Annotated in this window: 30 protein-coding genes and 1 pseudogene; 17 read left to right on the top strand and 14 right to left on the bottom strand. The window is 71.5% G+C overall.

All coding sequences use genetic code 11. From position 1 onward, the window contains the following. The first annotated feature begins 94 nt into the window (after positions 1–94). The 3 genes from OG611_RS34150 to OG611_RS34140 all read left to right on the top strand — a co-directional run bounded on the left by OG611_RS34150 (position 95) and on the right by OG611_RS34140 (position 2914). Positions 95–1303, top strand: coding sequence for a hypothetical protein (locus tag OG611_RS34150; RefSeq protein WP_266429138.1), 1209 nt, complete (start codon positions 95–97; stop codon positions 1301–1303). A 105-nt stretch (positions 1304–1408) separates the two neighbouring features. Continuing rightward, complete coding sequence (locus OG611_RS34145) at positions 1409–2170, top strand: Sir2 family NAD-dependent protein deacetylase (protein ID WP_266429136.1); 762 nt, start codon at positions 1409–1411, stop codon at positions 2168–2170. 90 nt (positions 2171–2260) lie between these two features. Further along, complete coding sequence (locus OG611_RS34140; protein ID WP_266429134.1) at positions 2261–2914, top strand: class I SAM-dependent methyltransferase; 654 nt, start codon at positions 2261–2263, stop codon at positions 2912–2914. Between the two features lie 210 nt (positions 2915–3124). Here OG611_RS34140 and OG611_RS34135 read toward each other — a convergent pair whose 3' ends face one another. Continuing rightward, on the bottom strand, positions 3125–3529 hold the full coding sequence (locus tag OG611_RS34135; protein ID WP_266429132.1) for a (2Fe-2S) ferredoxin domain-containing protein: 405 nt from the start codon (positions 3527–3529) through the stop codon (positions 3125–3127). A 336-nt stretch (positions 3530–3865) separates the two neighbouring features. Here OG611_RS34135 and OG611_RS34130 point away from each other — a divergent pair, with 336 nt between their 5' ends. Continuing rightward, positions 3866–4450, top strand: a complete 585-nt coding sequence (locus OG611_RS34130; protein WP_266429130.1) for a TMEM165/GDT1 family protein — start codon at positions 3866–3868, stop codon at positions 4448–4450. Positions 4451–4561: 111 nt separating this feature from the next. Here the strand turns inward: OG611_RS34130 and OG611_RS34125 are convergent, their stop codons facing one another. The 4 genes from OG611_RS34125 to rpmB form a co-directional block, all read right to left on the bottom strand. Then, a complete protein-coding gene (locus OG611_RS34125) occupies positions 4562–5086 on the bottom strand; it encodes a methylated-DNA--[protein]-cysteine S-methyltransferase (protein WP_266429129.1) in 525 nt (174 codons plus the stop codon). 20 nt (positions 5087–5106) lie between these two features. Next, a complete protein-coding gene (locus OG611_RS34120; protein ID WP_266429127.1) occupies positions 5107–6579 on the bottom strand; it encodes a DNA-3-methyladenine glycosylase 2 family protein in 1473 nt (490 codons plus the stop codon). 250 nt (positions 6580–6829) lie between these two features. Next, positions 6830–7135: a 30S ribosomal protein S14 gene (rpsN, locus tag OG611_RS34115; protein ID WP_266429125.1), complete on the bottom strand. Its 306-nt coding sequence runs from the start codon at positions 7133–7135 to the stop codon at positions 6830–6832. After that, on the bottom strand, positions 7135–7371 hold the full coding sequence (rpmB, locus tag OG611_RS34110; RefSeq protein ID WP_266429123.1) for a 50S ribosomal protein L28: 237 nt from the start codon (positions 7369–7371) through the stop codon (positions 7135–7137). The genes rpsN and rpmB overlap by 1 nt, the downstream gene beginning before the upstream one ends. A 66-nt stretch (positions 7372–7437) precedes the next feature. On the opposite strand from rpmB, the gene rpmG reads away from it, so the two are divergent. Genes rpmG through rpsR form a run of 4 tightly spaced genes read left to right on the top strand, consistent with a single transcriptional unit; the run spans position 7438 to position 9310 of the window. Further along, the gene (gene rpmG / locus OG611_RS34105; protein ID WP_266429121.1) at positions 7438–7602 is read left to right on the top strand and encodes a 50S ribosomal protein L33; all 165 of its coding nucleotides are present in this window, start codon (positions 7438–7440) and stop codon (positions 7600–7602) included. Between the two features lie 47 nt (positions 7603–7649). Beyond that, positions 7650–7904: a type B 50S ribosomal protein L31 gene (locus OG611_RS34100; RefSeq protein ID WP_266429119.1), complete on the top strand. Its 255-nt coding sequence runs from the start codon at positions 7650–7652 to the stop codon at positions 7902–7904. Beyond that, positions 7904–9058, top strand: coding sequence for a GTP-binding protein (locus OG611_RS34095; protein ID WP_266429116.1), 1155 nt, complete (start codon positions 7904–7906; stop codon positions 9056–9058). The genes OG611_RS34100 and OG611_RS34095 overlap by 1 nt, the downstream gene beginning before the upstream one ends. 15 nt (positions 9059–9073) lie before the next feature. Continuing rightward, complete coding sequence (rpsR, locus tag OG611_RS34090; protein WP_266429115.1) at positions 9074–9310, top strand: 30S ribosomal protein S18; 237 nt, start codon at positions 9074–9076, stop codon at positions 9308–9310. A gap of 66 nt (positions 9311–9376) precedes the next feature. On the opposite strand, the gene OG611_RS34085 is transcribed toward rpsR, so the two are convergent. Beyond that, a complete protein-coding gene (locus OG611_RS34085; protein ID WP_266429113.1) occupies positions 9377–9913 on the bottom strand; it encodes an O-acetyl-ADP-ribose deacetylase in 537 nt (178 codons plus the stop codon). Positions 9914–9986: 73 nt separating this feature from the next. After that, positions 9987–11402 (bottom strand): NAD(P)/FAD-dependent oxidoreductase, encoded by a 1416-nt coding sequence (locus tag OG611_RS34080; RefSeq protein WP_266429111.1) that lies wholly within the window; start codon positions 11400–11402, stop codon positions 9987–9989. A gap of 159 nt (positions 11403–11561) precedes the next feature. Here OG611_RS34080 and OG611_RS34075 point away from each other — a divergent pair, with 159 nt between their 5' ends. Further along, a complete protein-coding gene (locus tag OG611_RS34075) occupies positions 11562–12338 on the top strand; it encodes a nucleotidyltransferase domain-containing protein (protein WP_266431379.1) in 777 nt (258 codons plus the stop codon). Positions 12339–12377: 39 nt separating this feature from the next. Here OG611_RS34075 and OG611_RS34070 read toward each other — a convergent pair whose 3' ends face one another. Continuing rightward, positions 12378–12713: a MarR family winged helix-turn-helix transcriptional regulator gene (locus OG611_RS34070; RefSeq protein ID WP_266431378.1), complete on the bottom strand. Its 336-nt coding sequence runs from the start codon at positions 12711–12713 to the stop codon at positions 12378–12380. 12 nt (positions 12714–12725) lie between these two features. Here OG611_RS34070 and OG611_RS34065 point away from each other — a divergent pair. Then, positions 12726–12917: pseudogene (locus OG611_RS34065) on the top strand (3-oxoacyl-ACP reductase); the annotation flags it as partial. 16 nt (positions 12918–12933) lie between these two features. On the opposite strand, the gene OG611_RS34060 reads toward OG611_RS34065, so the two are convergent. The 4 genes from OG611_RS34060 to OG611_RS34045 all read right to left on the bottom strand — a co-directional run bounded on the left by OG611_RS34060 (position 12934) and on the right by OG611_RS34045 (position 17047). Next, on the bottom strand, positions 12934–13761 hold the full coding sequence (locus OG611_RS34060) for an inositol monophosphatase family protein (protein WP_266429109.1): 828 nt from the start codon (positions 13759–13761) through the stop codon (positions 12934–12936). 63 nt (positions 13762–13824) lie between these two features. Then, a complete protein-coding gene (locus tag OG611_RS34055) occupies positions 13825–15630 on the bottom strand; it encodes a gamma-glutamyltransferase family protein (RefSeq protein WP_266429107.1) in 1806 nt (601 codons plus the stop codon). A gap of 205 nt (positions 15631–15835) precedes the next feature. Beyond that, positions 15836–16186, bottom strand: coding sequence for a Zn-ribbon domain-containing OB-fold protein (locus OG611_RS34050; RefSeq protein WP_266429105.1), 351 nt, complete (start codon positions 16184–16186; stop codon positions 15836–15838). A 153-nt stretch (positions 16187–16339) separates the two neighbouring features. Next, positions 16340–17047, bottom strand: a complete 708-nt coding sequence (locus tag OG611_RS34045; RefSeq protein ID WP_266429103.1) for a TetR family transcriptional regulator — start codon at positions 17045–17047, stop codon at positions 16340–16342. A 108-nt stretch (positions 17048–17155) separates the two neighbouring features. Between OG611_RS34045 and OG611_RS34040 the strand changes: the two genes are divergently transcribed. The 4 genes from OG611_RS34040 to OG611_RS34025 all read left to right on the top strand — a co-directional run bounded on the left by OG611_RS34040 (position 17156) and on the right by OG611_RS34025 (position 20574). Continuing rightward, entirely contained in the window at positions 17156–17941 is a 786-nt protein-coding gene (locus tag OG611_RS34040) for an electron transfer flavoprotein subunit beta/FixA family protein (RefSeq protein WP_266423266.1), read from the top strand. Between the two features lie 72 nt (positions 17942–18013). Continuing rightward, positions 18014–18976: an electron transfer flavoprotein subunit alpha/FixB family protein gene (locus OG611_RS34035; protein WP_266429101.1), complete on the top strand. Its 963-nt coding sequence runs from the start codon at positions 18014–18016 to the stop codon at positions 18974–18976. Between the two features lie 306 nt (positions 18977–19282). Beyond that, positions 19283–20317, top strand: coding sequence for a sporulation protein (locus OG611_RS34030; RefSeq protein WP_266429099.1), 1035 nt, complete (start codon positions 19283–19285; stop codon positions 20315–20317). Continuing rightward, positions 20317–20574 (top strand): twin-arginine translocase TatA/TatE family subunit, encoded by a 258-nt coding sequence (locus OG611_RS34025; protein WP_266429097.1) that lies wholly within the window; start codon positions 20317–20319, stop codon positions 20572–20574. The genes OG611_RS34030 and OG611_RS34025 overlap by 1 nt, the downstream gene beginning before the upstream one ends. A 203-nt stretch (positions 20575–20777) precedes the next feature. On the opposite strand, the gene OG611_RS34020 is transcribed toward OG611_RS34025, so the two are convergent. Next, positions 20778–21803, bottom strand: a complete 1026-nt coding sequence (locus tag OG611_RS34020; RefSeq protein ID WP_266429095.1) for an endonuclease/exonuclease/phosphatase family protein — start codon at positions 21801–21803, stop codon at positions 20778–20780. A 54-nt stretch (positions 21804–21857) separates the two neighbouring features. Further along, complete coding sequence (locus OG611_RS34015) at positions 21858–22502, bottom strand: M15 family metallopeptidase (RefSeq protein ID WP_266429093.1); 645 nt, start codon at positions 22500–22502, stop codon at positions 21858–21860. 186 nt (positions 22503–22688) lie between these two features. Here OG611_RS34015 and OG611_RS34010 point away from each other — a divergent pair, with 186 nt between their 5' ends. The 3 genes from OG611_RS34010 to OG611_RS34000 all read left to right on the top strand — a co-directional run bounded on the left by OG611_RS34010 (position 22689) and on the right by OG611_RS34000 (position 25713). Then, the gene (locus OG611_RS34010; protein ID WP_266429091.1) at positions 22689–23384 is read left to right on the top strand and encodes a response regulator transcription factor; all 696 of its coding nucleotides are present in this window, start codon (positions 22689–22691) and stop codon (positions 23382–23384) included. Beyond that, on the top strand, positions 23381–24571 hold the full coding sequence (locus OG611_RS34005; protein WP_266429088.1) for a HAMP domain-containing sensor histidine kinase: 1191 nt from the start codon (positions 23381–23383) through the stop codon (positions 24569–24571). The genes OG611_RS34010 and OG611_RS34005 overlap by 4 nt, the downstream gene beginning before the upstream one ends. An 86-nt stretch (positions 24572–24657) precedes the next feature. After that, complete coding sequence (locus OG611_RS34000) at positions 24658–25713, top strand: biotin/lipoate A/B protein ligase family protein (protein WP_266429086.1); 1056 nt, start codon at positions 24658–24660, stop codon at positions 25711–25713. The last annotated feature ends 38 nt before the right edge of the window (positions 25714–25751 follow it).

The raw sequence follows: 25751 nt of genomic DNA, 5'->3' as shown, positions 1-25751 counted from the left end.
GGTCGACGGCTGCCGGACTCGCGCGTTCATGTGCCATTGGTCCGCAGTGCACGCCCGACCGGCATCATCCGGACTCCACGACAGCGGAGGGATCATGCGTACGCACACGGGACACCTCAGCGGGCTGCTGGCCACGATCGTCGCAGCGTTCGCCTGTACGGCAGTTGTCGCCACGGCGTCGACGGCGCTCGCGGAACCGGCATCGACCCCGGCCCCGGCCGCACACGGCAAGCTGCCGCTGTCGGTCGACGGCGGCGCCTGGCAGTCCGGCCATGTCCAGGGCATGGCCATCGACCGCCGCAAGGGCTTCATGTACTTCTCGATGACCAACCTGCTGGTCAAGACCGACCTCAAGGGCAACCCGGTCGGCTCGGTCACCGGATTCACCGGCCACCTCGGCGATCTGGACTTCAACGAGAAGGACGGCCGGGTCTACGGCTCGCTGGAGTACAAGGAAGCGAAGTCCTTCTACATCGCGATCCTCGACGTCGACCGCATCACCCGGATGGATATGGACGCCCAGTCCACGGGTGTCGTCTCGACCGTCTACCTCAAGGAGGTCGTGAAGGACTTCACCGCCGACATGAACGGCGACGGCGTCTTCGACGGCGACACGGGCAACACGCCCGACCACCGCTACGGCTGCAGCGGCATCGACGGCGTCGCGTTCGGTCCGGCGTTCGGCGACCGCCACGGCAAGCGCGCCGGGAAGAAGCTGACGGTCGCGTACGGCGTGTACGCCAACGCCGGCCGCGCGGACAACGACCACCAGGTGCTGCTCCAGTACGACGTGACCCGGTGGAAGAAGTACGAGCGCCCGCTGACCGAGTCGGCCCCGCACACCAGCGGACCCGCCCATGTCGACGGCAAGTTCTTCGCGTACACCGGGAACACCAATTACGGCGTGCAGAACCTGGAGTACGACGGGCACAGCGGCAACTGGCTGATGGCCGTCTACAAGGGCACCAAGCCCGGCTTCCCCAACTACTCGGTCTTCGCGCTGGACGGTGCGCGCAAGCCGGTGCGCGGCCTGGTACGAGGGCAGCAGCGCCCGGAGCGCGGGCTGCTGCTCCCGCTGCTGCGCGAGGGCGCGCACGACACCACGACCGGCACGTACGGGTGGCCGGCGCCGGGACAGTACGGGCAGTACGGGCTGGTCTCGCTCGACGACGGGCGGTTCTACGTCGCGAGGAGTGGCACCGTCCAGGACGGCGGCGTCACCAAGCAGACCGCGAGTGCCGTGCTGAACACCTGGACGGGCCTGACCCCGTCGCCGTTCACCCCGGCCGGCCCTGCGGCTTGACGTCCACCACGTCCACCACACGCACCTCGCGCACCACGGGTCCGATGGCTTCCTGAGGTCGAAATGGCCTCGCCCGGAGTGTCCGGCGCTGCGTACGCTCGCGGCATGACTCTCGTCGCGATCCTCAGCGGCGCCGGCATCTCCACGGACTCCGGCATCCCCGACTACCGCGGACCCAACGGGCTCTGGCGCAAGGATCCGGAGGCCGAGAAGCTCGTCACGTACGACTTCTACATGGCCGATCCGGAGATCCGCCGCCGCTCCTGGCAGATGCGTCGCACCAGTGCGACCTGGGCCGCGGAGCCCAACGCGGCCCATCGCGCGGTGGCGGAGCTGGAGCGGTCCGGCGCCCCGGTGCGGGTGATCACGCAGAACGTCGACGGTCTGCATCAGCTCGCCGGGGTCCCCGCCCGCAAGGTCCTGGAACTGCACGGGACCGCGCGTGAGGTGGTCTGCACCCGCTGTCACGCCCGCTCCCCGATGGCCGAGGCGCTGGCCCGGGTGGAGGCGGGAGAGGACGACCCCTCGTGCACGGTCTGCGGCGGCATCCTGAAATCGGCCACGATCATGTTCGGTGAGCGGCTCGATCCTGTGGTGCTGGGCGAGGCGGTGTCGATCGCGAAGGCCTGTGAGGTGTTCATCGCGGTCGGTACGACGCTGCAGGTGCAGCCCGCCGCCTCGCTGGCCGGGATCGCGGTGGACAACGGGGCACGGCTCATCGTGGTGAACGCGGAACCGACGCCGTACGACGAACTGGCCGAGGCCACCATCCGCGAGCCCATCGGCACGGCACTGCCCGCACTGCTGAAGCGGCTGGCCGACGGCACGGGACCGGTCGACGGTTCCGGTACGGCCACCGGGGGCTGAGGGCCCGGTGCGGCCGAGAGACGCTCGGCCCTGCCGCGTGTGCGCCGACCCGGCCGGGAAGTGTCGGCGGGCAGCTGTACGGTCCCCCGCATGACAGAACCTTCCCCCCTCGACACCACGCGCGCCTCGTACGACACCGTCGCCGCCGACTACGCCGTGCTGCTGGCCGACGAGATGGCGGACAAGCCGTACGACAACGCCATGCTGACCGCCTTCGCGCAACTCGTGACGGCGGGCGGCGGCGGGCGGGTGGGCGATCTGGGCTGCGGTCCCGGTCGGGTGACGGCGATTCTGCGCGACCTCGGGCTGACCGCCTTCGGCATCGACCTCTCGCCGGGCATGATCGCGGTGGCCCGCGAGACGTACCCGGGCCTCGACTTCGCCGAGGGGTCGATGACCGCCCTGGACCTGGCGGACGACAGCCTGGCCGGCGCGCTCGCCTGGTACTCCCTGGTCCACACCCCGCCGGAGCAACTGCCCGTGTTCTTCGCCGAGTTCCATCGCGTCCTGGCGCCGGGCGGCCATCTGCTCATGGCTTTCAAGGTCGGCGACGGGTGCGTCCACCTGGAGCAGGCGTACGGTCATGCGGTGACGCTCGACGTCTACCGGTTCGTGCCCGACGCGGTGGCCGACATGCTCGTGAAGGCCGGGTTCCGCGTGCAGGCCCGGCTGGTCCGCGAGGCGGTCCAGTGGGAGAGGACCCCGCAGGCATTCTTCCTGATGGTGAAGCCCGAGGCGCGGTAGCGGCCCGGCCGTGATCCGCGGCAGACGGCAGTTTGACGACAGGGCCTAGGGTCTGTCCGGCGGATCAGGGTCGGGCAGGGCGCGGCGTCTGGTGCGGTGCATCGCAAGGCGCCGGAACGTCCTGATAGCGGAGCTATCCGGGCGTTCCGGCAACGCCGCGAGGTGCCGCACCAGACGCCGCGCCCCCGGCCATGATCCGCCGGACAGACCCTAGTGGTCGAGTTCCTGCTGTATGCGGCGCGAGGCACGGAACGTGTACAGGTCGAGGATCTCCGGCGGGTCCACCAGCCCCGGACCGCCCGCCTCGACCCAGGCGACGATGTCCGTCACGGCGTCCGGGTCGTTGACCAGCCCGAGCCAGACCGGGCGGCCGCCGGCGCGACGGCCCTCGGCCGACGGCTGCACGACGACGACATTGGCCTGTTCGCAGGCGTCCAGGCACTCCACGGCGCGGACCGTGGCCAGCTCGCCGAGCGAGCGCCGCAGCTCGGCGAGCTGGCCGGCGTGGTCCACGTCCAGGACCTTGGGCGTCCCGCAGCAGCAACCGCGGCAGACACTGACGGTGGGCCGGGGCGCGCCCTGGGCGGGGACCGCCCTTCGGGTGCGGCGGCTCATGCGGGGACGCTTCCGGTGCGGGCTCGGATGATCACCATGGGACTGTACCCATCCCCACCACCGGGTCGAACATCTGCTCGCCCCCGTGAGCGGGTGGGGTACAGTTGGTGGCTGCGAAGGGGAGTAGCCCCGCAAACCGGTCGTCGACACACTGGAACCTCCGGGTTCCCGGTGGCCGGGCTCGTGGATCACCGCGGGCGGGCGAGACCTTCGGTCAGGTATGACACGCCCGCACCCCGTGGGCGCTGACGTCATGCCGGGCCGAGTGGTCCTCCGGAAGCCCCAGTGGCACTTCGCGAAGGCCCGGGGCCCGGCTCCTACAGAAAGCCACCCGGAATGCACCTCGACCCCCTGGCGATTCTCACCGCCTTCGGGCTGATCTTCCTCGCGGAACTCCCCGACAAGACGATGTTCGCGTCGCTCGCCATGGGCACCCGCATGCGACCGCTGTACGTCTGGTTCGGCACATCGTCCGCGTTCATCGTGCACGTCGCCATCGCGGTGGGGGCCGGCAGCCTGATCGGGCTGCTGCCCGACTGGATCGTCAAGCTCGTCTCGGCCTCCCTCTTCGCGTTCGGGGCCTTCATGCTGCTGCGCGCCGGCGGCGGCGACGAGGACGAGGACGGCGGCACGAAGACGGTGACCGGTTTCTGGCCGGTCTACTCGACCGCGTTCATGGCCGTCTTCATCAGCGAGTGGGGCGACCTCACCCAGATCACCACGGCCAATCTGGCCGCGAGCAACGGCACTTGGTCCACGGCGATCGGGTCCGCGGCCGCTCTGATGTCCGTCTCGGCGCTGGCACTGCTCGCCGGGCGTTTCATCGCGAAGCGCGTGCCGCTGAAGACGGTCCAGCGGATCGGCGGGCTCTGCATGCTGGGGCTGGCGATCTGGACCCTGGTGGAGATCTTCACCGGCTGACGGCGCGCCCGTACGACACTCCCCGACGCGAGAGCGGGCCCGGACCTGGATGTCCGGGCCCGCTCTCGCGTCCACGGGCACGGGCGGCGCCGGAAGCGCGCCGGGGTGCCGTCAGAAGAGCGCCGGGGTGTCGTCCGCCGTACCGTTCTCGAAGGCCAGCAGCCGCTGCTTGCGGTCGAGTCCGCCGCCGTAGCCGGTGAGGCTGCCCGAGGCGCCGATGACACGGTGGCAGGGGACGACGATGCCCACCGGATTCTTGCCGTTGGCGAGTCCCACGGCACGTGAGGCGCCCGGTTTGCCGAGCTTCTCGGCCAGTTCGCCGTACGAGCGGGTCTCGCCGTACGGAATCAGCTGGAGCTGCGCCCAGACGCTGCGCTGGAACGGGGTGCCGTCCAGGCACAGCGGCAGATCGAAGGTGCGCAGTTCCCCGGCGAAGTAGGCGTCGAGCTGGCGGGCGGCCTCCGTGAAGGGCCGGGGGTCGGGTTCCCCGAAGGTCTCCTCCGGCGGGCGGTGCCGCTGGCCGGTCATGTAGAGGCCCGCGAGGACCCCGTCGGTGGCGACGAGGGTGAGCGGACCGTACGGGCTGTCGATGACCGTGTGCTGTCTGGTCGCCGTTCGCGGATGCGTCGTTGTCATGGCTGGACTTCCCGGATTCCTCAGGTGGGCAGGTGGTTGATGGGGTGGTCGTCCACGGTCCACAGGTACTGGACCGCGTAGGCCCGCCAGGGGCGCCAGGCGGCCGCGCGGGCGGTGAGCGCCGCGGGTGTCGAGGGGAGGCCGAGTTCCTCGGCCGCGCGCCGGATGCCGAGGTCGGTGGGGAGGAAGGCGTCCGGGTCGCCGAGCGCCCGCATCGCGATCACCTCGACGGTCCAGGGGCCGAAGCCGGGGAGGGCGGTCAGTTCGGCCCGCGCCCGCTCCCAGTCGGTGTCGGTGCCGAGCCGCAGCGATCCGTCGGCGAGCGCGCCGACGAGGGTGGTGAGGGTGGTGCGGCGGCTGCGTGGCAGGGCGAGCTGTTCGGGGTCGAGTCCGGCGAGCGCCTCGGGGTCCGGGAAGAGGTGGCTGAGTCCGCCCTCCGGGTCGTCTACGGGCAGGCCGTACGCGGTGACCAGACGGGCCGCGTGGGTACGGGCGGCGGCGGTCGAGACCTGCTGGCCGAGCACCGCCCGTACGGCGAACTCCGCGCCGTCGACGGTGCGCGGGACGCGTCGGCCCGGCGCCTTGCGCACCAGAGGGGCGAGGAGCGGATCGGCGGACAGCTGCTCGTCGACGGCCACCGGGTCGGCGTCCAGGTCGAGCAGCCAGCGGCAGCGGCTGATCGCGAGGGTGAGATCGCGCGGATCGGTGAGGGAGAGGCGGCAGGCGATGTGGTCGGGGCGCGGAGCGAGAGCGACGATGCCGTGTCCGTACCGCAGGGAGAGCGTGCGACGGTAGGAGCCGTCTCGCCACTCCTCGACGCCGGGGACGGCGGTCGCGGCGAGGTGGCCGAAGAGGTTGCTGGGGTTGAGCGGGGCACGGTACGGCAGCCGCAGCGCTATCACTCCCGGAGTGGCCTGCGGTTCCGCGGACCGGGCGGCGCGGCTGCGCAGCTCGCCCGGGGCGAGCGCGAAGACCTCGCGGACGGTGTCGTTGAACGTACGGACCGAGGAGAACCCGGCGGCGAACGCGACTTCCGCCATGGGAAGGCCGGTCGTCTCGATCAGCAGCCTCGCGGTCTGGGCACGCTGCGCGCGGGCCAGGGCGAGCGGGCCGGCGCCGAGCTCGGCGAGCAGCTGGCGCTCGATCTGCCGGGCGGAGTAGCCGAGCCGGGCCGCGAGTCCGGGGACGCCCTCGCGGTCGACCACACCGTCCCGGATGAGCCGCATCGCGCGGGCGACGGAGTCGGCTCGGGCGTTCCACTCCGGGGAGCCGGGGCTGGTGTCGGGTCTGCACCGTTTGCAGGCCCGGAATCCGGCCTGCTGACAGGCCGCTGCGCTGGGATAGAAGGTCATGTTCACGACCTTGGGCGGCACTACCGGGCAGCTGGGGCGGCAGTAGATCCGGGTGGTCAGGACCGCCGTGAAGAACCAGCCGTCGAAGCGGGCGTCCTTGGACTGGACGGCCCGTACGCAGCGCTCGGTGTCGGTGTACATGGCTCAAGGATCCGTCACCCGGCACCCGGGGGCTGGCGAGAATCCGACATCAACCTTGAGCTGCCAGGACTTCTTCGGCCTACCACGCCGCGGGGCGGGGCCACGCTGCTCGGCCATGTCCCGGATCGAGCCGGAACCCGCCCCGCGGGCCGCAGCGCGCCGGGGCGGGCGGTGGCCGCGGTCGCGGCACCGCCCGCCCCGGCGCACAGCCATGTCGCCCACCGGGCGGAGGTGGGCGCCGACCCGGCCCTCACCAGGAGGATTTGGTGACCCCCGGCAGGAATCCGGCATGGGCCTGCTCGCGTGCGCGGACGCGGGAGAGGCCGAACTTCCGCAGGTAGCCGCGGGGCCTCCCGTCCACACTGTCCCGGTTGCGCACCCGGGTCGCACTGGCATCGCGCGGCTGGCGCCGGAGCTCGTCCGCGGCGGCCCACCGTTCGGCATCCGTGGCTGACGGCCGGCGGATGACCTCCTTCAATTCGGCGCGACGGGCGGCGTATCGCTCGACGGTCGCCCTGCGCCTCTCGTTCTGCACGATCTTGCCCTTCTTGGCCATCAGACCTTCACTCCCCTGGCGCGGATACGGGCGACGGCCGCCTCGATCCCGATGTTGTCGACGGTCCTGATCGCCCTGGCGCCGAGCGTCAGCCGGACGTAACGGCCTTCACTCGGCAGCCAGTACCTCTTGCGCTGGATGTTGGGGTCGAAGCGGCGCGAGGTGCGCCGGTGCGAGTGGGAGATGTTCTTGCCGAAGCCCGGCCGGGCGCCGGTCAGTTGGCAGTGGGCGGACATGGAGCTACCTGCCTTCCACGGGAAACCACTTGTTGGAAATGGAAATCATTGCCATATAGTAGCGGCATGCCTCGCAACGAACTACGCCCGGTCATCAAGCTCCGCTCCACCGCCGGGACCGGCTACACCTACGTCACCCGCAAGAACCGCCGGAACGACCCCGAGCGCATGGTCCTGCGCAAGTACGACCCGGTCGCCCGCAAGCACGTCGATTTCCGCGAAGAGCGCTGACCCAGCCCCCGACCCCGACCCCCGCCCCCGATTGGAAGGACACCTTCATGAAGCCCGGAATCCACCCCGAGTACGGCCCCGTCGTCTTCCGCGACAAGGCCGCCGGCTCCGCCTTCCTCACCCGCTCCACCGCGACCGCCGCGAAGACGATCGAATGGGAGGACGGGAACACGTACCCCGTCGTCGATGTCGAGATCTCCTCCGCGAGCCATCCGTTCCACACGGGCACCGCCCGTGTCCTGGACACCGCGGGCCGCGTCGAGCGGTTCGAGCGCCGCTACGGCCGAAGCGGGGCGAACTGATGCGGGACAGCGGCCGGTTGCCCGTCGTGATCGTCGGCGGGCTCCACTCCGACGCCCGCAGGGAGGTGGTGGACCGGCTGCTGCGCACCGTCCCCGGCAGCGTCGCGGTCCACCACGATCTGGCCACCGCCGCCGAGGGCACCGTGCGACGCCTCGTACGGGACGCCTCGGGCGACCTGTCGCTCGGGGAGGCTCCGCTCGTCAACGACTGCGCCTGCTGCGCGTTGCGCGAGGACCTGGTCCCGGAGCTGGAACGACTGGCGGGCATCGGGACGGCCCGGCTCGCGATCGTCGAGCTGTGGGACTCCGTGGAACCCAGGGCGATGGCCGAGGTCGTCGTCGCGCACGGCGGCGAAGTCCTCGAACTCACCAACGTGATGACCGCCGTCGACCCCGCTCTCGTACTGCCCTGCCTCGGGAACGGCGACGATCTGGCCGAGGTGGGGCTCGCGGCGGCCGCCACGGACCGGCGGACCGTCGGCGACACCTGGGCGCGACAGCTGGAGTACGCGCCCGTGCTCGCTCTCGTCGACAGCGAGACGGCCGACGACGAGGACCACGCACTGCTCGCACAGCTGCACCCGACGGCCCGTCAGGTGTCGGCCGGTTCACCCGAACTGGGGCGGCTCGCCTTCGCCGGCTTCGACGTGGGAGCGGCGGCGGCCGCCCAGCACCCCGCATGCGCGCTGCTGCCGCAGGAGGCGGAGGAGGCCGGGGTCGCCACACTCGTCTGGCATCGCCACCGCCCCTTCCACCCCGAGCGCCTCCACCGGGCGCTGGAGGACCTCTGCTGTGCGGCGGCACGCAGCCGTGGCCGCTTCTGGCTCGCCGACCGCCCCGACACCCTGCTGGCCTGGGACGCCGCCGGTGGTGCGCTCTGTGTGGAGAGCGCGGGACCGTGGCTGGCCTCCCTGCCGGACGCGGCCTGGGACATGGTGCCCCCCGTCCGCAGGGCGGCGGCCGCCCTCGACTGGCACCCCGAGCACGGCGACCGCTGCCAGCACCTCGTCTTCACCTCTCCCGGCCTCGACCGGGACGGGCTGGCCCGGCTCCTCGAATCCTGCCTGCTCACCGACGCCGAATACGCCGCGGGCCCCGAGGCGTGGAAACAGCTCCCGGCCCCCTTCGACCCGCTCCTCGACCCGATCTCCTGAACCCAAGGAATTCTCATGGCACGACGCGACGATCCCCACCGTCCGCAGAAGCCCCGTCCCAACCCCCTGGACGCGGACGGAATCACCCGCATCGACTACAAGGACACCGAGTTGCTGCGGAAGTTCATCTCCGACCGCGGCAAGATCCGCAGCCGCCGCGTGACCCGGGTCGACGCCCAACAGCAGCGCCGGCTCGCGCGGGCCATCCGGAACGCCCGGGAGATGGCCCTGCTGCCCTACGCGCACAGGTAGCACCCGCACGCCGCGTGCGTTCGCCGGACCCCTCCCCGTCCGTCGGGCACACGCGGCGTCCGCGGATCAGCCCCGCGCCGCCAGTACCTCTTCGAACTCCGCGTACGCATGCGCGTCGAACAGCACGAACCGCACCTCCTCCACGGGCGGCGCGACCTCCTCCACCACCGTGCGGACGGCGATCCTCGCCCCGTCGTCCATGGGCCAGCCGTAGATCCCGGTCGAGATGGCCGGGAAGGCGACGGTACGCGCCCCCAACTCCACGGCCGTACGCAGCGATTCGCGGTAGCACGAGGCCAGGAGGGCGGAACGGTCCTCGGAGCTGCTCCAGACCGGCCCGACGGTGTGGACCACCCATCGGGCGTCGAGTTCCCCGGCCGTCGTGGCGACCGCCTGGCCGGTGCGCAGGCCCTTTCCGTACTGCGACGCGCGCAACTTCCGGCAGGCGGCGAGGATTTCCGGACCGCCGCGCCGGTGGATCGCGCCGTCGACCCCGCCGCCGCCGAGCAGGGAGGAGTTCGCCGCGTTGACGATGACATCGACGGACTGCCGGGTGATGTCACCGCGGACCAGGGTGACGGTGACGCCCTCGGGTGTACGCATGGCTGACATCATGCCCTGTGAAGCCCTCGGAGCCTGTCGGATGACCTCTGATCGAAGGTCGCCCGACAGGCTCTCAGGCCGCCCGCAGGCGCCGCCAGACCGCCTTCGCCGCGTGGTGGCCCGACATGCCGTGCACCCCGGGGCCGGGCGGAGTGGCCGAGGAGCACAGGAACACCGCCGGGTGCGCCGTCGCGTACGGCACGCGTGCGAGCTTGGGCCGGAACACCGTCTGCAGGCCGGAGAACGCACCGCACGCGATGTCGCCGCCGACGTAGTTGGCATTGCGTCTCGCGAGCTCGGGCGGTCCCGCCACCGCGCGGGCGAGGACCAGGTCGCGGAACCCGGGGGCGAAGCGCTCCAGTTGCCGTTCGATGACGTCGGTGGCGTCGCCCTCCCAGCCCGACGGGACGTGTCCGTACACCCAGAAGACGTGACGGCCCTCGGGCGCGCGGGACGGATCGACCAGGCTGGGCTGTGCGGTGATCAGGAACGGCACGCTCGGGTCGCGGCCCGTCACCGCGGCCCTCAGCGCGGAGTCGATCTCGCCGGCCGTGGGGCCGACGTGGACCGTGCCGGCCCGACGGGCCGCCTCCGCGGTCCAGGGGACGGGGCCCGACAGGGCGTAATCGATCTTGAAGCAGGACGCGCCGTACCGGTAGCCGCGGTAGGCGTGGCCCAGCCCGGCGATGCGGGCGAGGGCGGTGGGCGAGGTGTCGAAGACATAGGCGCGGGCGGGCGGCAGCTCGTCCAGACGCTTGACCTCCGTACCGGTACGGATCGTGCCGCCCTGTTCGCGTATGTACGAGGCAAGGGCGTCGGAGATGGCCTGCGATCCGCCGCGCGGCACGGGCCACCCCTTCTCGTGGGCCGCCAGCGCGAACAGCAGGGCGATCCCGCCGGTCGCCGGACCGCTGGTGGGCGCTATGGCGTGGGCGGCGAGCCCGGCGAACAGACCGCGCGCCTTCGCACCGTCGAAGCGGCGGGAGAGCAGCGACGCGGGCTGGAGCGCGTCGAGACCGAAGCGCACCCAGCGGTAGGGGTCACGGGGCAGCCCGTCCCACGGGGTGCGCAGGAAGTCCTGGGCGAGGGTGTCCCAGTGGCCGAGGTAGGGGGCGACGAGCCTGCGGTACGCCCCCGCGTCCCGGGCCCCCAACGACATGGCGCTCTCCCCCACCGAGCCGGTGAGCACGGCGGCCGTGCCGTCCGGGAACGGGTGGGCGAGCGCCAGCTCGGGCTGGAGCCACTCCAGGCCGTGCCGGGCGAGCGGCATCGCGTCGAACGCGGGTGAGCCGATGCCCAGTGGGTGGACGGCGGAACAGGGGTCGTGCCTGAATCCGGGAAGGGTGAGCTCCTCGGTACGGGCGCCGCCCCCGACGGTCTCCTCCGCTTCGAAGACCTCCACGGCGAAGCCGCGGCGGGCCAGTTCGGCCGCGGCGGTCAGTCCGTTGGGGCCCGCCCCCACGACGACTGCATCGAGCATCGACGGCACCTTCGGACTCCTTCGTCAGCCGATGGCCAGGACACCCAGGATATTCCGAGGCACCGACAGCGCGGTCGCGGGTATGGTCGCCACGCGATGAATACACCGAACTCCCAGGCCGCGCCCGTGACGGCCCGCGAAGCCACCGTGCCCGCCCATATCGCCGGCATGGCGTCCCGGCTCACCGCCCTGCCCGGCATCCGGGCCGTCGCACTGGGCGGCAGCCGGGCCCGCGGCGCCCACCGTCCGGACTCCGACTGGGATCTGGGCGTGTACTACCGCGGCACCCCCGACGTGGCCGCGCTGACCGCGCTGGCCTCCGAGGTGCAGGGTTCCCCCGCCGAGGTCGCCGGTCCCGGCGGGTGGGGACCGTGGGTCGACGGCGGGGCGTGGCTGCGGGTGGACGGTGTCCCGGTGGACTGGATCCTGCGCGATCTGGACCGGGTGGAGGCGGTCTGGGCGGACTGCCGCGAAGGACGCTTCGAAGTGGGCGTGCAGCCCGGTCATCCGCTCGGGTTCTGGTCCCCCGCGTACCCCGGCGAGGTCGCGCTGGGGCGCGTACTCGCCGATCCCCACGGGGAATTGTCGGCGCTTCGGGAGGAGACCCGGAACTATCCGGAGCCGCTGCGCTCCGCGCTCGTCGAAGCCGCGTGGGAGGCGGAATTCTCGGTGGCGGCCGCCCGCAAGTCGGCTCCCAGCGGTGACACGCTCCATGTCTCGCTGTGCCTGTCACGGGCCTTCGGCATCCTCGCCCAGTCCCTCCACGCCCACCACCGCACCTGGTGTCTGAACGAGAAGGGCGCGTCGGCTGCGGCAGCGGCCCTGCCGGACACCCCCGCGCACTACACCGAACGGATCGGCGAGGCGCTGCGGGGCCTGGACGCGGCGGCGGTGGAGCGGGCCGCGGAGATCGTGAGGGACGTACGGTCGGCCTGCGGCGGCTGAGGTGGGCCGGTCGTGGCGGCGGTGGGCGCTCGGCGCCGCTCAGTCCCGCCGAATGGCCGTGACGCAGCGGGCGAGCAGATCTCGCAGGGCGTCCCGTTCCTCCGGGGTGAACTCGTCGGCGAGCCGGCGTTCGATCCGTACCGCCCGCTCGTCGGCGAGCCTCAGCGTTTCGCGGCCCGCCTCGGTGAGCCGGGTCTCCAGCGTCTTCTGATGCCATGGGTGCGCCGACCTGGTGACCAGGCCGCGCTCTTCGAGGTGTTTCAGCACGGCCGCCATCGCCTGCGGCGTGACCAGGCACGTCCGTGCCAGCGCGGCACCCGGGATGCCGGGGTTGTCGGCGAGGGCGAACAGCGCCGCGTACTGGGCGACGGTGATTCCCGTGTCCGGTACGGGCTCACGCCGGCCGTCCCCGTCGAGGAGGGTGTGCGGCCCACCGTCCGGCTGATCACCGATCCGGCCCTGTCCGATGTCACCGGCAGATACTTCGACCGCTTCACGGACACGGCCGCCCATGAGCAGGCGTACGACCCGCAGGCCCGCGCCCGGCTCGGGGCGCTGACCCGCGAACTCCTCGCCTGACCGGGGTCCCGTCCGGTCAGGCTCCGCCGCGCAGCGCCGCGAGGACGCGTTCGACGGTCGCCTCGTCGCGGGCCGCCGTGAACGGCAGGGTGTTGCCCCCGGCGATACGGAACGGCTCGCCGGAGAGGGTGGACTGGGCGCCGCCCGCCTCGGTGACCAGCAGCAGACCCGCCGCGTGGTCCCAGGCGTACTCCCAGTTGAACGCGACCGCGTCCAGGTCACCACGGGCGACGCCGAGGTATTCGAGACCCGCCGAACCGCAGGGGCGGGCGTCGATCCCCTCGGTGCGCAGGCCGAGCAGGGCGCGCTTCTGGGCGTCGGTGGTGTAGTCGGGGTGCGACATCGCCACGCTCAGAACGGCCCCGGGGGCGGGCGAGCCGGAGCGTATCGGCTTGCCGTCGAGGGTGGCGCCGCGGCCTCGGACCGCGACCGCCATCTCGTCCAGGGCCGCGGCGTACGTCCATGAGGCCAGGAGTTCGCCGCGGTGGGCGAGGGCGACCAGGGTGCAGAAGCCCGGTTCACCGCGGACGAACTGGCGGGTGCCGTCGACCGGGTCGACGATCCACACGGGTGCGTCGCCGCCCAGGGCGTCGTTCACCTTCGGGTCGGCGTGGACCGCCTCCTCGCCGACGACGACGGAGCCGGGCAGGAGCCTGGTCAGGGACGCGGTGAGGTGTTCCTCGGCAAGGCGGTCGGCGGTGGTGACGAGGTCGTGCGGGCCGCTCTTCTCGACGATCTCGTGCGCGGCGAGCTGCCGGAAGCGGGGCATGATCTCGGCGGCGGCCGCTGCGCGAACCGCCGCCTCGACCTCGGTCAGGTCCCCGGTAAGGAATTCATCGATCATGGCTCCAGCCAATCACGCCCCACCGGGGCCCCGACGACCTGGTCATGTCGGGGAAGTGGCCGCTCAGCGTCCGACGGCGTACCCCTGCATGCCCCGCGGGTTGGCGGCCGCGGACAGCACTCCGGTGTCCGGGTCTCGGGCCACGGCGCACAACCGGCCCTCGGACCACGGATCACCGACGGTGACGTCATGGCCGCGGCGGCGCAGTTCCTCGACGACTTCCGGGTCCATGCCCGCCTCGACGGTGACGCTGCCGGGACGCATCCCGCGCGGGTAGAAGGAGCCCGGGAAGCTGTCGTTGTGCCAGTTCGGGGCGTCGATGGCGCCCTGGAGGTCGAGTCCGCCGCGGACCTCGGCACGCAGCGCCACCGCCAGGAAGAAGTGCACCTGCCACTGATCCTGCTGGTCGCCGCCGGGCGTGCCGAACGCCATGACGGGGACCCCGTCGCGCAGGGCCAGGGACGGGGTGAGGGTGGTGCGGGGGCGACGGCCGGGGGTCAGGGAGTTCGGCAGGCCCTCGTCCAGCCAGGCCATCTGGAGCCGGGTGCCGAGCGGGAAGCCGAGCTCCGGCACGACCGGGTTGGACTGGAGCCAGCCGCCGCTGGGGGTGGCGGAGACCATGTTGCCCCAGCGGTCGACCACATCGACGTGGCAGGTGTCACCACGGGTCGTGCCGTCCTTGGCGACGGTCGGCTCGCCGACGCCCGCCGTCGGGATGCCCATGGCGTCGAACCCGGTCCCGCCGGAGGCGACCGTGTGGGCCTGGTCGCTGAGCACGGGGGTGCGGCCGTCCGGGCTGCCGGGGCGCAGCTCGTGCGAGGCCTCGGCGGTGATGAGGGCGCGGCGCTCGGCGTTGTACGGCTCGGAGAGCAGCGTGTCGAGCGGAACGTCGGCGGCGTCGCCGTACCAGGCCTCCCGGTCGGCCATGGCGAGCTTGCAGCCCTCGATGAGCAGGTGGACGTAGTCGGCGCTGCCGTACCGCGGCAGCTCGGCGGGGAGCAGCGCGAGCTGCTGGAGGAAGGCGGGGCCCTGGCTCCAGCCGGCCGCCTTGGCGAGCGTCCAGCCGTTCCAGTCGTACGTGGCGGGCGCCTCGTAGGACGCGGACCAGCCGGCCAGGTCGGCGGCGGTGAGCGTGCCGGTGTGGCGGGTGCCGCTGGTGTCCATGGTGGGGCGGGCGGCCTGGCGGACCAGGGCCTCGGCGATGAAGCCCTCGCTCCAGATCCGGCGGGCGGCGTCTATCTGGGCGGCCCGGTCCGCGCCGCCGGTCTCCTCGGCCTCGGCGATCAGCCGGTGCCAGGTGGCGGCGAGCGCGGGGTTGCGGAACAGCTCGCCCGGCCGGGGCGACGTGCCGCCGGGCAGGTACACCTCGGCGGAGGACCGCCATTCGGTCTCGAAGAGTTCGCGGACGGTCTCCACGGTCCGGCCGACCCGCTCGACGGGTGCGTGGCCGTCCTCGGCGTAGCCGATCGCGTACCGCAGCACCTCGGCGACGGTCTTGGTGCCGTGGTCGCGCAGCAGCAGCATCCAGGCGTCGAAGGCGCCCGGTACGGCCGCGGCGAGCGGTCCGGTGCCGGGGACCAGGTCGAGGCCGAGGGAGCGGTAGTGGGCGATGGTCGCGCCAGCCGGGGCCGGGCCCTGGCCGCACAGCACCCGCACTTCGCCGTCCTTCGGCGCCAGGATCATCGGCACCTCGCCGGCCGGGCCGTTGAGGTGCGGTTCGACGACATGCAGGACGAATCCGGCGGCGACGGCCGCGTCGTAGGCGTTGCCGCCGTCCTCCAGGACGGCCATCGCGGACTGCGAGGCGAGCCAGTGGGTGGAGGAGACCATGCCGAAGGTGCCCTGGAGAGTGGGACGAGTGGTGAACATGCCCTGCTTCCTTGTCACTTGAACGGATGCGGAGGCACGGATGACGTCACCGACGGGCCCGGAGAGAATCCCGTCGGTCCAAAACCGTTCCTCCGCCGCCCCGACCACCGGGCAGACTATCGATCACCCGGCGCCACTCCGGGCCCGCCTCCGGCGATGACCGCCGGGGCAAAGGAGCCCACACGCGCAGGGAACCGCGGGGCGATCAGAACCACTCGTCGCACGCGGGCGGTTCGCAGAGCTCGAAGACCACTTCACCCGCTTCCGGACCGTCCACGGCGACGGGGCGCACCCGGGCGCCGACCGACACCCGGTGCGGGGCCGCGCCCACGACACGGCAGCGGAACACGAAGCCTTCGGGGAGCCGGACGAGGGACTCGTTGCGCGCGGCCTCCGTGTAGCGGTGGACGACGCCGGACCTCACCACGACGCCCAGGCCGTCGCTGTGTTCGGGCTTCAGATCGCTCGACGCGCACACCGGGCACAGCAGCCTCCGGAAGGAGGCCGTGCCGCACCAGCGGCACCGGTGGTAGCCCAGGCCGGCTTCCTCATGCACCGTCTGCACGGTGCCACTTGATGACTGGGACACGTTCGACCCCCTGCGCTCGGCTCGGATGCGCCGTACCTGCGCGTCGGCGCGTCCGCACCATAGGGCACTGAGTGCCGAAACGTAAAGACACTCAGTGCCAGATCGAGTCGGGCCGAAGGGTCAGCCCTGCCCGAGGGCCGACTCGATCTGCTGCACCACGCGCCACATCGGAGCTCCCTTCGCGGCGACCATCACCACCACGTCGCCGTCGGCCGGAGGGACGGCCGCACCTGTGGCCGTCCCACTCCCCCACACCCGACGCACCATCCCGAGTGCGTGATCGACGGCGGCCCCCGCGTCCCCCTTGCCGCCCGAACGCAACCACGTCCGCAGCCCGTTGTTGTGCGCGGCGACCACGGACGCGGCGATCACCTCGGCGCGCAGCGCGCCGTCGTCCGATTCGCCGTACCTGCCACGCAGATAGCCGGCCAGCGTCTGCTCGTACCGCCGCACCACGGACAGTTCGTAGGTACGCAGCCCGGGTACCTCCCGGGTGAGCCGGTACCGCTGGACGGAGAACTCCGGATTGGCGGCGTACATGCGCAGCACCAGCCGGGCCGCGTCGCTCACCGCGTCCACCGGCTCGGCGTCGCCGGCCTCCGCCAGGAAAGCGGTCATGTCGGCGAGGCACCGCTCGTGATCCGGGAAGACCGCGTCCTCCTTGGAGGGGAAGTACCGGAAGAACGACCGGCGCCCGACCCCGGCCCGCGCCACGATGTCGTCCACCGTGGTCTGTTCGAAGCCCCGCTCCAGGAAGAGCTGGAAGGCCGCCTCGGCGAGCACCTCCCGCATCGGGGCCTTCTTCGCTGGTCTGCGCGCGTCAGTCATGCCCGGAACGTAGCACCGGAGAGCCTCATATGGCACCAGGTTCCTTTACAGAGGGTACTGAGTGCCATATCGTCATCTCTACGAACCACACCAGGTAGGAGAGCCGGCGTGAGCTTGAGGATCGTTGTCTGTGTGAAGTACGTGCCCGACGCCACTGGTGACCGGCATTTCGCCGATGACCTGACGGTGGACCGTGAGGATGTGGACGGTCTGCTGTCGGAGCTCGATGAGTACGCGGTGGAGCAGGCGTTGCAGATCGCGGACGAGGCGGACGATGCGGAGATCACCGTGTTGACGGTGGGTCCGGAGGATGCCAAGGACGCGTTGCGCAAGGCGTTGTCGATGGGTGCGGACAAGGCGGTTCACGTCGAGGACGACGATCTGCACGGCAGTGATGTGATGGGTACGTCGCTGGTGCTGGCGAAGGCGGTGGAGAAGGCCGGGTATGACCTGGTGATCGCGGGGATGGCGTCGACGGACGGGACGATGGGGGTGCTGCCGGCGGTGCTGGCGGAGCGTCTGGGTGTGCCGCAGGTGACGTTGCTGTCCGAGGTGTCGGTGCGGGACGGGGTGGTGCGGGGCCGTCGTGACGGTGACAGTGCGTCGGAGCAGTTGGAGGCGTCGTTGCCGGCGGTGGTGTCGGTGACGGACCAGTCGGGTGAGGCGCGTTATCCGTCGTTCAAGGGGATCATGGCGGCGAAGAAGAAGCCGGTGCAGTCCTGGGATCTGGGTGATCTGGGGATCGGGGCGGAGGAGGTCGGTCTGGCGGGTGCGTGGACCGTGGTGGATTCCGCTGCGCAGCGTCCGGCCCGCAGTGCGGGCACGATCGTGAAGGACGAGGGTGAGGGCGGCCGCCGGTTGGCGGAGTTCCTCGCGGGTCAGAAGTTCATCTGATCCGGCCCGTTGTCCCGTTCCGCTCCTTTCCTCTTCCCTTCTTCTTTGCTACTCGCAGGAGTTTGAAGTCCCATGGCTGAAGTTCTCGTCTTTGTCGATCACGTGGACGGTGCGGTCCGTAAGCCCACGCTGGAGTTGTTGACGCTGGCGCGTCGGGTCGGTGAGCCGGTCGCGCTGGCGGTGGGTGCGGGTGCTGCCGGTACGGCGGGTGTGCTGGCCGAGCATGGTGCGGTCAGGGTTTTGACCGTGGAGGCGCCGGAGTTCGGTGAGTATCTCGTGGTGCCGAAGGTGGATGCGTTGCAGGCGGCGTGCGAGGCGGTGTCGCCGGTGGCGGTGCTGGTGCCGTCGTCGGCGGAGGGCAAGGAGATCGCGGCGCGTCTGGCGGTGCGTATCGGGTCGGGGATCATCACCGATGCGGTGGATCTGGAGGCGGGTGAGGAGGGTCCGGTCGCGACGCAGTCCGCGTTCGCGGCGTCGTTCACGACCCGGTCCCGGGTCTCCCGGGGTGTCCCGGTGATCACGGTCAAGCCGAATTCGGCTGCGGTGGAGGCGGCTGCGGCCGCGGGTGCGGTCGAAGTGCTGGAGGTGTCGTTCTCGGCGCAGGCGACGGGCACGAGGGTGACCGCGCGGACGCCGCGCGAGTCGACGGGGCGTCCGGAGCTGACCGAGGCCGCGATCGTCGTGTCCGGCGGGCGTGGTGTGAACGGTGCGGAGAACTTCCACCTCATCGAGTCGCTGGCCGACTCCCTCGGTGCGGCGGTCGGTGCCTCGCGTGCCGCGGTGGACGCGGGGTGGTACCCGCACTCCAGCCAGGTCGGCCAGACCGGCAAGTCCGTCTCGCCGCAGCTGTACATCGCGTCGGGCATCTCGGGCGCGATCCAGCACCGGGCCGGCATGCAGACGTCCAAGACGATCGTCGCGATCAACAAGGACGCCGAGGCCCCGATCTTCGACCTCGTCGACTACGGCGTCGTCGGCGACCTCTTCCAGGTCGTCCCCCAGCTCACCGACGAGGTCAACGCCCGCAAGGGCTGACCCGCGGCGCAACCGCAGGACACGTCCGACGGTCCGGGGCCGTGCGGTGCACACGCACCACACGGCCCCGCACCCTTTCCGACGACCATCCCGTACGGTAAAAGCACGGCAAAACACGCACGTCAAGCGGCTACCCGGACCTCTTGAGCGATCCTTTTCGGACTTTCCCGTCCGCCGAGCCCTCACGGCTCCGGAAGCCTCGTCACCGGCCCTATGCTCTACACGTCTGTAGAGAACGGGAGCCGCCGCAGGCGTTCCCGGACTCCCCCGCACCCCTCGTACGCACGTAAGGGAGTGAACGCCTCAATGGTGTTCAAACGACTGCTCGGCTCGCTCGGCGTGGGCGGCCCCACTGTCGACACCGTCCTCACCACCGGGGCGGCCGCTCCCGGCGGTCCCCTGTCCGGCCAGGTCCATCTCAAGGGCGGCAGCGCCGGCTTCGACATCGACCACATCGCGCTGGAACTCGTCGCGCGGGTGGAGGCCGAGCACGAGGACGGCGAGGACGAGCACGTCGTGGTCTTCGAGCGTTTCGTCGTCGGCGGCGGCTTCCGGCTGGCCGAGGGCGAGCAGCTCAGTGTGCCGTTCACGGTCGCGCTGCCGTGGGAGACGCCGATCACCGAGCTGTACGGGCAGAGCCTGGGCATCGTGCTCGGCGTACGCACGGAGCTGGCGGTCGCCGGTGCCAAGGACAAGGGCGATCTTGATCAGCTCGCGGTGGGCCCGTTGCCGGTGCAGGAGGTGATCCTCGAAGCGTTCGGACAGCTCGGCTTCGGCTTCAAGTCCGCGGATCTGGAGTACGGCCGCATCGGCGGCACCGGCCAGCAACTCCCCTTCTACCAGGAGATCGAGCTGACCCCGTCGTCGCAGTACGCGCACGCGGTCAACGAGATCGAGGTGACCTTCCTCGCCACCGCGGGCGGCATGGAGGTGGTCCTGGAGGCCGACAGGCGCGGTGGACTCCTCTCCGGCGGGCACGACGCACTCACCCGGTTCACGGTCGCGCACGACGGCATCCACCATCAGGACTGGCAGGCTCTGGTCGACGGCTGGCTCCGGCAGCTGATCGAGCACCGGTCGGCGTACGCGGAAGGCTCCGCGTACGGACACGGCGATCCGTACGCCGGGAACCACGCCCACGGGCCCGATCACGGCCACCACGGTGACCACCACCACGACGACGGTCACCGCTCCGGGCCGGGCCTGGGAACGGCCGTCGCGGTGGGCGCGGCCGGGCTCGCGGTCGGCGTCGTCGGCGGCATGGTCGCCGCCGAAGTCGTGGACGAGGTGGGGGACTTCTTCGAGGACGACAACGATGACGACGGGGACGGGGACGACTGATGTTCGGAATCAGCGAGATCGCGATCATTCTGATCGTGGCCATACTCGTCCTGGGCGCCAAGAAGCTCCCCGAACTGGCGCGTTCCGCGGGCAAGTCGGCGCGCATCCTCAAGGCCGAGGCGAAGGCGATGAAGGAGACGAACGGCGCCGAGGGGGAAACGGGGGCGCCTCGTGTCATCCGCGGCGAGACCGTCGCCCGGCACGACGCCGGGGACCCGCAGTGGGATTTGGGGCCGCGGTCCCAGGACCGTATATGAGTCACCCGGCCCGGTAGGCGTCCACGCCGGAGTCCGTCCGGTGCCGACGCGCTTGCTGCCTGATCGCCGGGGTCCTTCATCCGCGGCACCGGCTGCTGTTCGTCCACGGTCCCCACCCCGTGCCCTCCGGCCGAACGGTCGCGGCCCGGTGTGCCCGAGCCGGCCTACGCACGGGGCCCGGCGGGGTCCGCCCACTGCATGACCTATGCCTTGAGCCTGGCGGCGACCGGCCGGTGGTCGCTGGCGGTGGCGGGGAGGGTCCAGGCGTCGGTGGGGGTGACGCCCCGGGTGAGGATGTGGTCGATACGGGCGATCGGGAAGGCCGCGGGCCAGCTGAAGCCGAAGCCGGTACCGGCCTTGTCCTCGACCGACGTCAGCCGGGACACCAGGGGCGCGAGGTTGCGGTCGGTGGTGGTGCCGTTGAGGTCGCCCAGCAGGAGGACCTTCTTCTGCTCCTCGTGGTCGAGGGCCCGGTCGAGGGCGGTGAGGGTGTCATCGCGCCGGGCGATGGTGAAACCGGATACGCCGACGCGGACCGAGGGCAGATGGACCACGTAGACGGCGACGGGGCCGTTCGGTCCCTGGATCCGGGCGCGCAGCGAGCGGCTCCAGCCGGGATCGATGGTGAGGCGCCGGGATTCGGTGATGGGGTAGCGGCTCCACAGGGCGACGGTGCCGATGTGCACGGAGTGGGTGAGCCGGGGGTCCAGCACCTTCCGGTAGGCGGGCAGGGCGTCGTCGGTGATTTCTTCCAGGGCCACCAGGTCGGGGTCGGCGGCCAGCAGCGTCCGGACGGTCGCGGCGGGGTCGGGGTTGGTGGCGTTGACGTTGTGGGTGACCACGGTCAGGTTCGGCTCGGCATCGCTGCGCCCGCCGAGGAACAGGGACGCGAACACGGCGGACCACGCGGCGCCGAGAAGGAGGGCGGCGATGACGGCCGGCACGGACCTGCGGAGCAGGGCGGCCAGGAGCAGCACCGGTACGGCCAGGCCGGTCCAGGGCAGCACGGTTTCGAGCAGGCTGCCCAGGTTGCCCGGCGAGTTGGGCACGAACGAGTGGCAGACCATCACGAGCCCGGTCGCCACCGCGACGGCGCCCGGAATCCAGTTCCTGCGCCGTCCCGGGCCGGGCCGGCCGGGGACGGGTTCGGCGGGCGGTGTCCCGGCGGGATCGGAGAAGCCGCCTCCGATGTACACATCCGGGTAGGGGTCCTCGCGCGGATCGGCCATGGCATGTCCTTCGGAAGGGGGCGGCGCTGACTCACGGGCTGAACGCATCGCCGGTCAGCCGGCGGCGTTGCTCAGGAGAGCCGGGCAGGTGCCACCGGGGCCGGTCAGGAGCTCGAAATGCCACATCTCGTTGCTGTAGACCTGGCACAGGCCGTAGTCGGAGCCGTTGCGGATGAGCCAGTCGTCGGCATCGGTGGGACCGATGTCGACCGCCTTTCCGGAGACGTGTGTCGACTTCTGCGGGGTGTTCACGAACTGCCTGGCCTTCTCCGGGCTTCCGTACTTCTCGATGCCCTGGTCCAGCAGGCGCTGCTGGTGTTCCTTGCTGCGCCATCCCGAGGTGACCCGCAGTTCGATGCCGTCGTCACGGGCGTCCCGGGCCGCCTCCTGGACGGCCTTCAGCAACGCTTTGTCCAGCCGGCCGATGGCCGGGTACCGGGTGTCGAAGGGGGTGAGCTCCCGACCACTCGGTATGTCGCCGCCTTCGGTACCCTCGGGAGTGGCCTCCGTGGTCGCTTCGCCACCGTCCCGCTCATGGTCCGCCGCCGCGGCGGCACGCGCGGCCGGTTCGCTCCGAGCCGTCACGCCCCATGTCGCCGCCAGCGCCACCACCACGACCGCACCGACTCCTGCCACCGTGCGGCCGGGGAAGCGGCGCGCTGCCGTGGTGGAGCGGTTCGCGGTGGGGTTGTCGTGCATGGTGGCCTCCGGGCATCTCGGACGTGGCGGCGGGTGCCGCGGGCGGATGCTTCGAGTGAACGGCAGGCCATGTTGTCGGGCCGTTTCGATTTCCCGATACGTTTTCGATATCCCCGGACCGTTCCCATGGGAACGGTCCGACAGGCCGGCGACCGGCCGGGTGAGGCGCAGAGCAGGAGAGACCGTATGCGGGTGCTGATTGTCGAGGACGAGTTGTATCTCGCCGAGGCGGTACAGGCGGGGCTGAGGCTCGAAGCCATCGCCTCCGACATCGCCGGGGACGGCGACACCGCCCTGGAACGCCTCGACGTGAACGAGTACGACGTCGTCGTGCTCGACCGCGACATCCCCGGCACCCACGGTGACGACGTGTGCCGGATCATCGTGGAACGGCGCCTCGGCTGCCGCGTGCTCATGCTGACCGCGGCGGGCCTGATCAACGAGAAGGTCACCGGGTTCGAGATCGGCGCCGACGACTACCTGACGAAGCCCTTCGACCTGAAGGAGCTGGTCGTACGTCTCCGCTCACTGGCCCGCCGGCCCAAGGACGGCACACCCCCCGTCATCGACTACGCGGGAATCCGGCTGGACCCGTTCCGGCGTGAGGTCTTCCGCGACGGGAGGTACGTGGCGCTCACCAGGAAGCAGTTCGCCGTCCTGGAAGTCCTCATGACCGCGCGAGGCGGCGTCGTCAGCGCGGAGACGCTGCTGGAGCGGGCCTGGGACGAGAACGCCGACCCGTTCACCAACGCGGTCCGCATCACCATGTCCACGCTCCGCAAACGGCTCGGTGATCCGTCGGCCATCCACACCGTGCCCGGCGTCGGATACCGTCTCGACGAGCCGGCGGGGCAGGACGAGCGGACGGGGCACGCGCAGTGAACCGCCGGACGGCACCCCACCGGGACGGCGACGCGGACACGGCCGGGGCCCCGGCACGGTCCGGGCGGCCGCGGCGGCTGACCGCCCGCATGAAGCTCACCCTCACCTACGCCCTGTTCGTCGTTGTCGCCGGGGCGTTCAGCCTGGTCGTGGTGTACCTGGCCATGCGCTTCGTGCCCAACTACCCGCTGGGCGACGTGAACCCGCAGGCCGCGGCCGTCGCCACCCGGCCGGACATCCTCCAGGCCCTGGCCAAGGCCTCCGGCGTCACCCTGCTGCTCCTCGCGCTGATCGGGCTCGGCGGCGGCTGGCTCATCGCGGGCCGCGTCCTGCGCCCCCTGCAGGACATCACCTCGGCGGCCCGCCGGGCCGCCGACGGCTCCCTGGACCACCGCATCGGACTCACCGGCCCGCGGGACGAGTTCACCGACCTCTCCGACACCTTCGACGACATGCTCGCCCGCCTGCAGCGGTCCTTCGACGCCCAGCAGCGCTTCGCCGCCAACGCCTCGCACGAACTGCGCACACCGCTCGCCGTCAGCCGCACCATGCTCGACGTGGCCGTCGCCGATCCGGACGGCCAGAACTACCGCCGGCTCGTTTCCCGGCTCCGCGAGACCAACCAGCGTGGCATCGACATCACCGACGCCCTGCTGCAACTCTCCGCCCTCGATCACACCCCACCCACCACGGAGCACCTCGACCTCGCCGACACCGCCCGAGCAGCCGTCGACGCCGTCCGTGAGGAAGCCAGGACACGGGACATCTCCGTCTCCGCCGACACCCGCCCGGCCCCGGCCACCGGCAACGACGTACTGCTGCGCCAGCTCGTCCTGAACCTGCTCCACAACGCCGTACGGCACAACCTGCCCACGGGCGGATCGCTCTCCCTGACCACCGGCCCCGACCCGGCACGTCCCGGCCGCGCCCTCCTGACCGTCACCAACACCGGACCGCCCCTGCCCGGCACGGTCGACCGCCTCACCGAACCGTTCCTGCGCGGCAGTGGGCGCCTGGCCGAGCAGGACCCCACGCGCCGCGGCCACGGCCTCGGTCTGGCGATCGTCTCCAGCATCGTCCGTGCCCACCACGCGGACCTGAACCTGACCCCCAACGCCGGCGGGGGACTCACCGTCCGGGTATCCGTGCCCGGCGCACCGCAGGGCGGTGCACCTCCGTCACGCTGAGCGCGGGAACTAAACCGCGCAGTGGTGACGTTATGGGTGTTCGGTGCCGATTCGTAGAGCGGTCGGGCGGACGTGGAGGCAAGGCTGTGCACGGTGAGTACAAGGTTCCCGGCGGCAAGCTCGTCGTGGTGGATCTCGATGTCGAGGGCGGGGCGCTGCGCAACGTACGGGTCGCCGGGGACTTCTTCCTCGAACCGGACGAGGCAATCCTCGCGATCGACGCGGCGCTGGAGGGCGCACCGGCCAACACCGACACCGCCGGTCTCGCCGCCCGGATCGACGCGGCCCTGCCCGCCTCGACGGTGATGCTCGGCCTCACCTCCGAGGGCGTCGCCGTCGCCGTACGCCGGGCCCTCGCGCACGCCACCGAGTGGAGCGACTACGACTGGCAGCTCATCCACGAGGCTCCTCAGTCGCCCGCGCTCCACATGGCCCTCGACGAGGTCATCACCGCCGAGGTCGCCGCGGGGCGCCGCCCGCCCACGCTCCGGGTCTGGGAGTGGGACTCCCCCGCCGTGATCATCGGCAGCTTCCAGTCCCTGCGCAACGAGGTCGACCTGCAGGGCGCCGAACGCCATGGCGTCACGGTCGTGCGCCGGGTGTCCGGCGGCGGGGCCATGTTCGTGGAGCCCGGCAACACCATCACGTACTCGCTCTCGGTCCCGGACGCCCTGGTCTCCGGCCTGTCGTTCGCCGACAGCTACGCCTATCTCGACGACTGGGTGCTCGGGGCGCTCGGCGAGATGGGCATCAGGGCCTGGTACCAACCGCTCAACGACATCGCCACGGACGCGGGGAAGATCGCGGGCGCGGCCCAGAAGCGTGTGGTCGGCGGGGAGGGGGCCGTCCTGCACCACGTCACCATGTCGTACGACATCGACGCCGACAAGATGCTGGAGGTGCTGCGGATCGGCAAGGAGAAGCTCTCCGACAAGGGCACCAGGAGCGCGAAGAAGCGCGTCGACCCGCTGCGCCGTCAGACGGGACTGGCGCGCGAGGCCGTCATCGAGCGGATGATCGACTCCTTCCGTACCCGGCACGGCCTCACCCGGGGCAGGGTGACGGACGAGGAGATGGCACGGGCCGAGGAGCTGGTACGGACGAAGTTCGGCACGGAGGAATGGACCGCTCGGGTGCCGTGAGGGGAGTCGCGGGGGGGGCGTCGTGGGGGGGGCGGCTC

The sequence above is a fragment of the Streptomyces sp. NBC_01363 genome (assembly GCF_026340595.1).
Taxonomy (GTDB): domain Bacteria; phylum Actinomycetota; class Actinomycetes; order Streptomycetales; family Streptomycetaceae; genus Streptomyces.
Note: the sequence above shows the minus strand (reverse complement) of the source record. Positions and strands in the feature narration are given on the sequence as shown.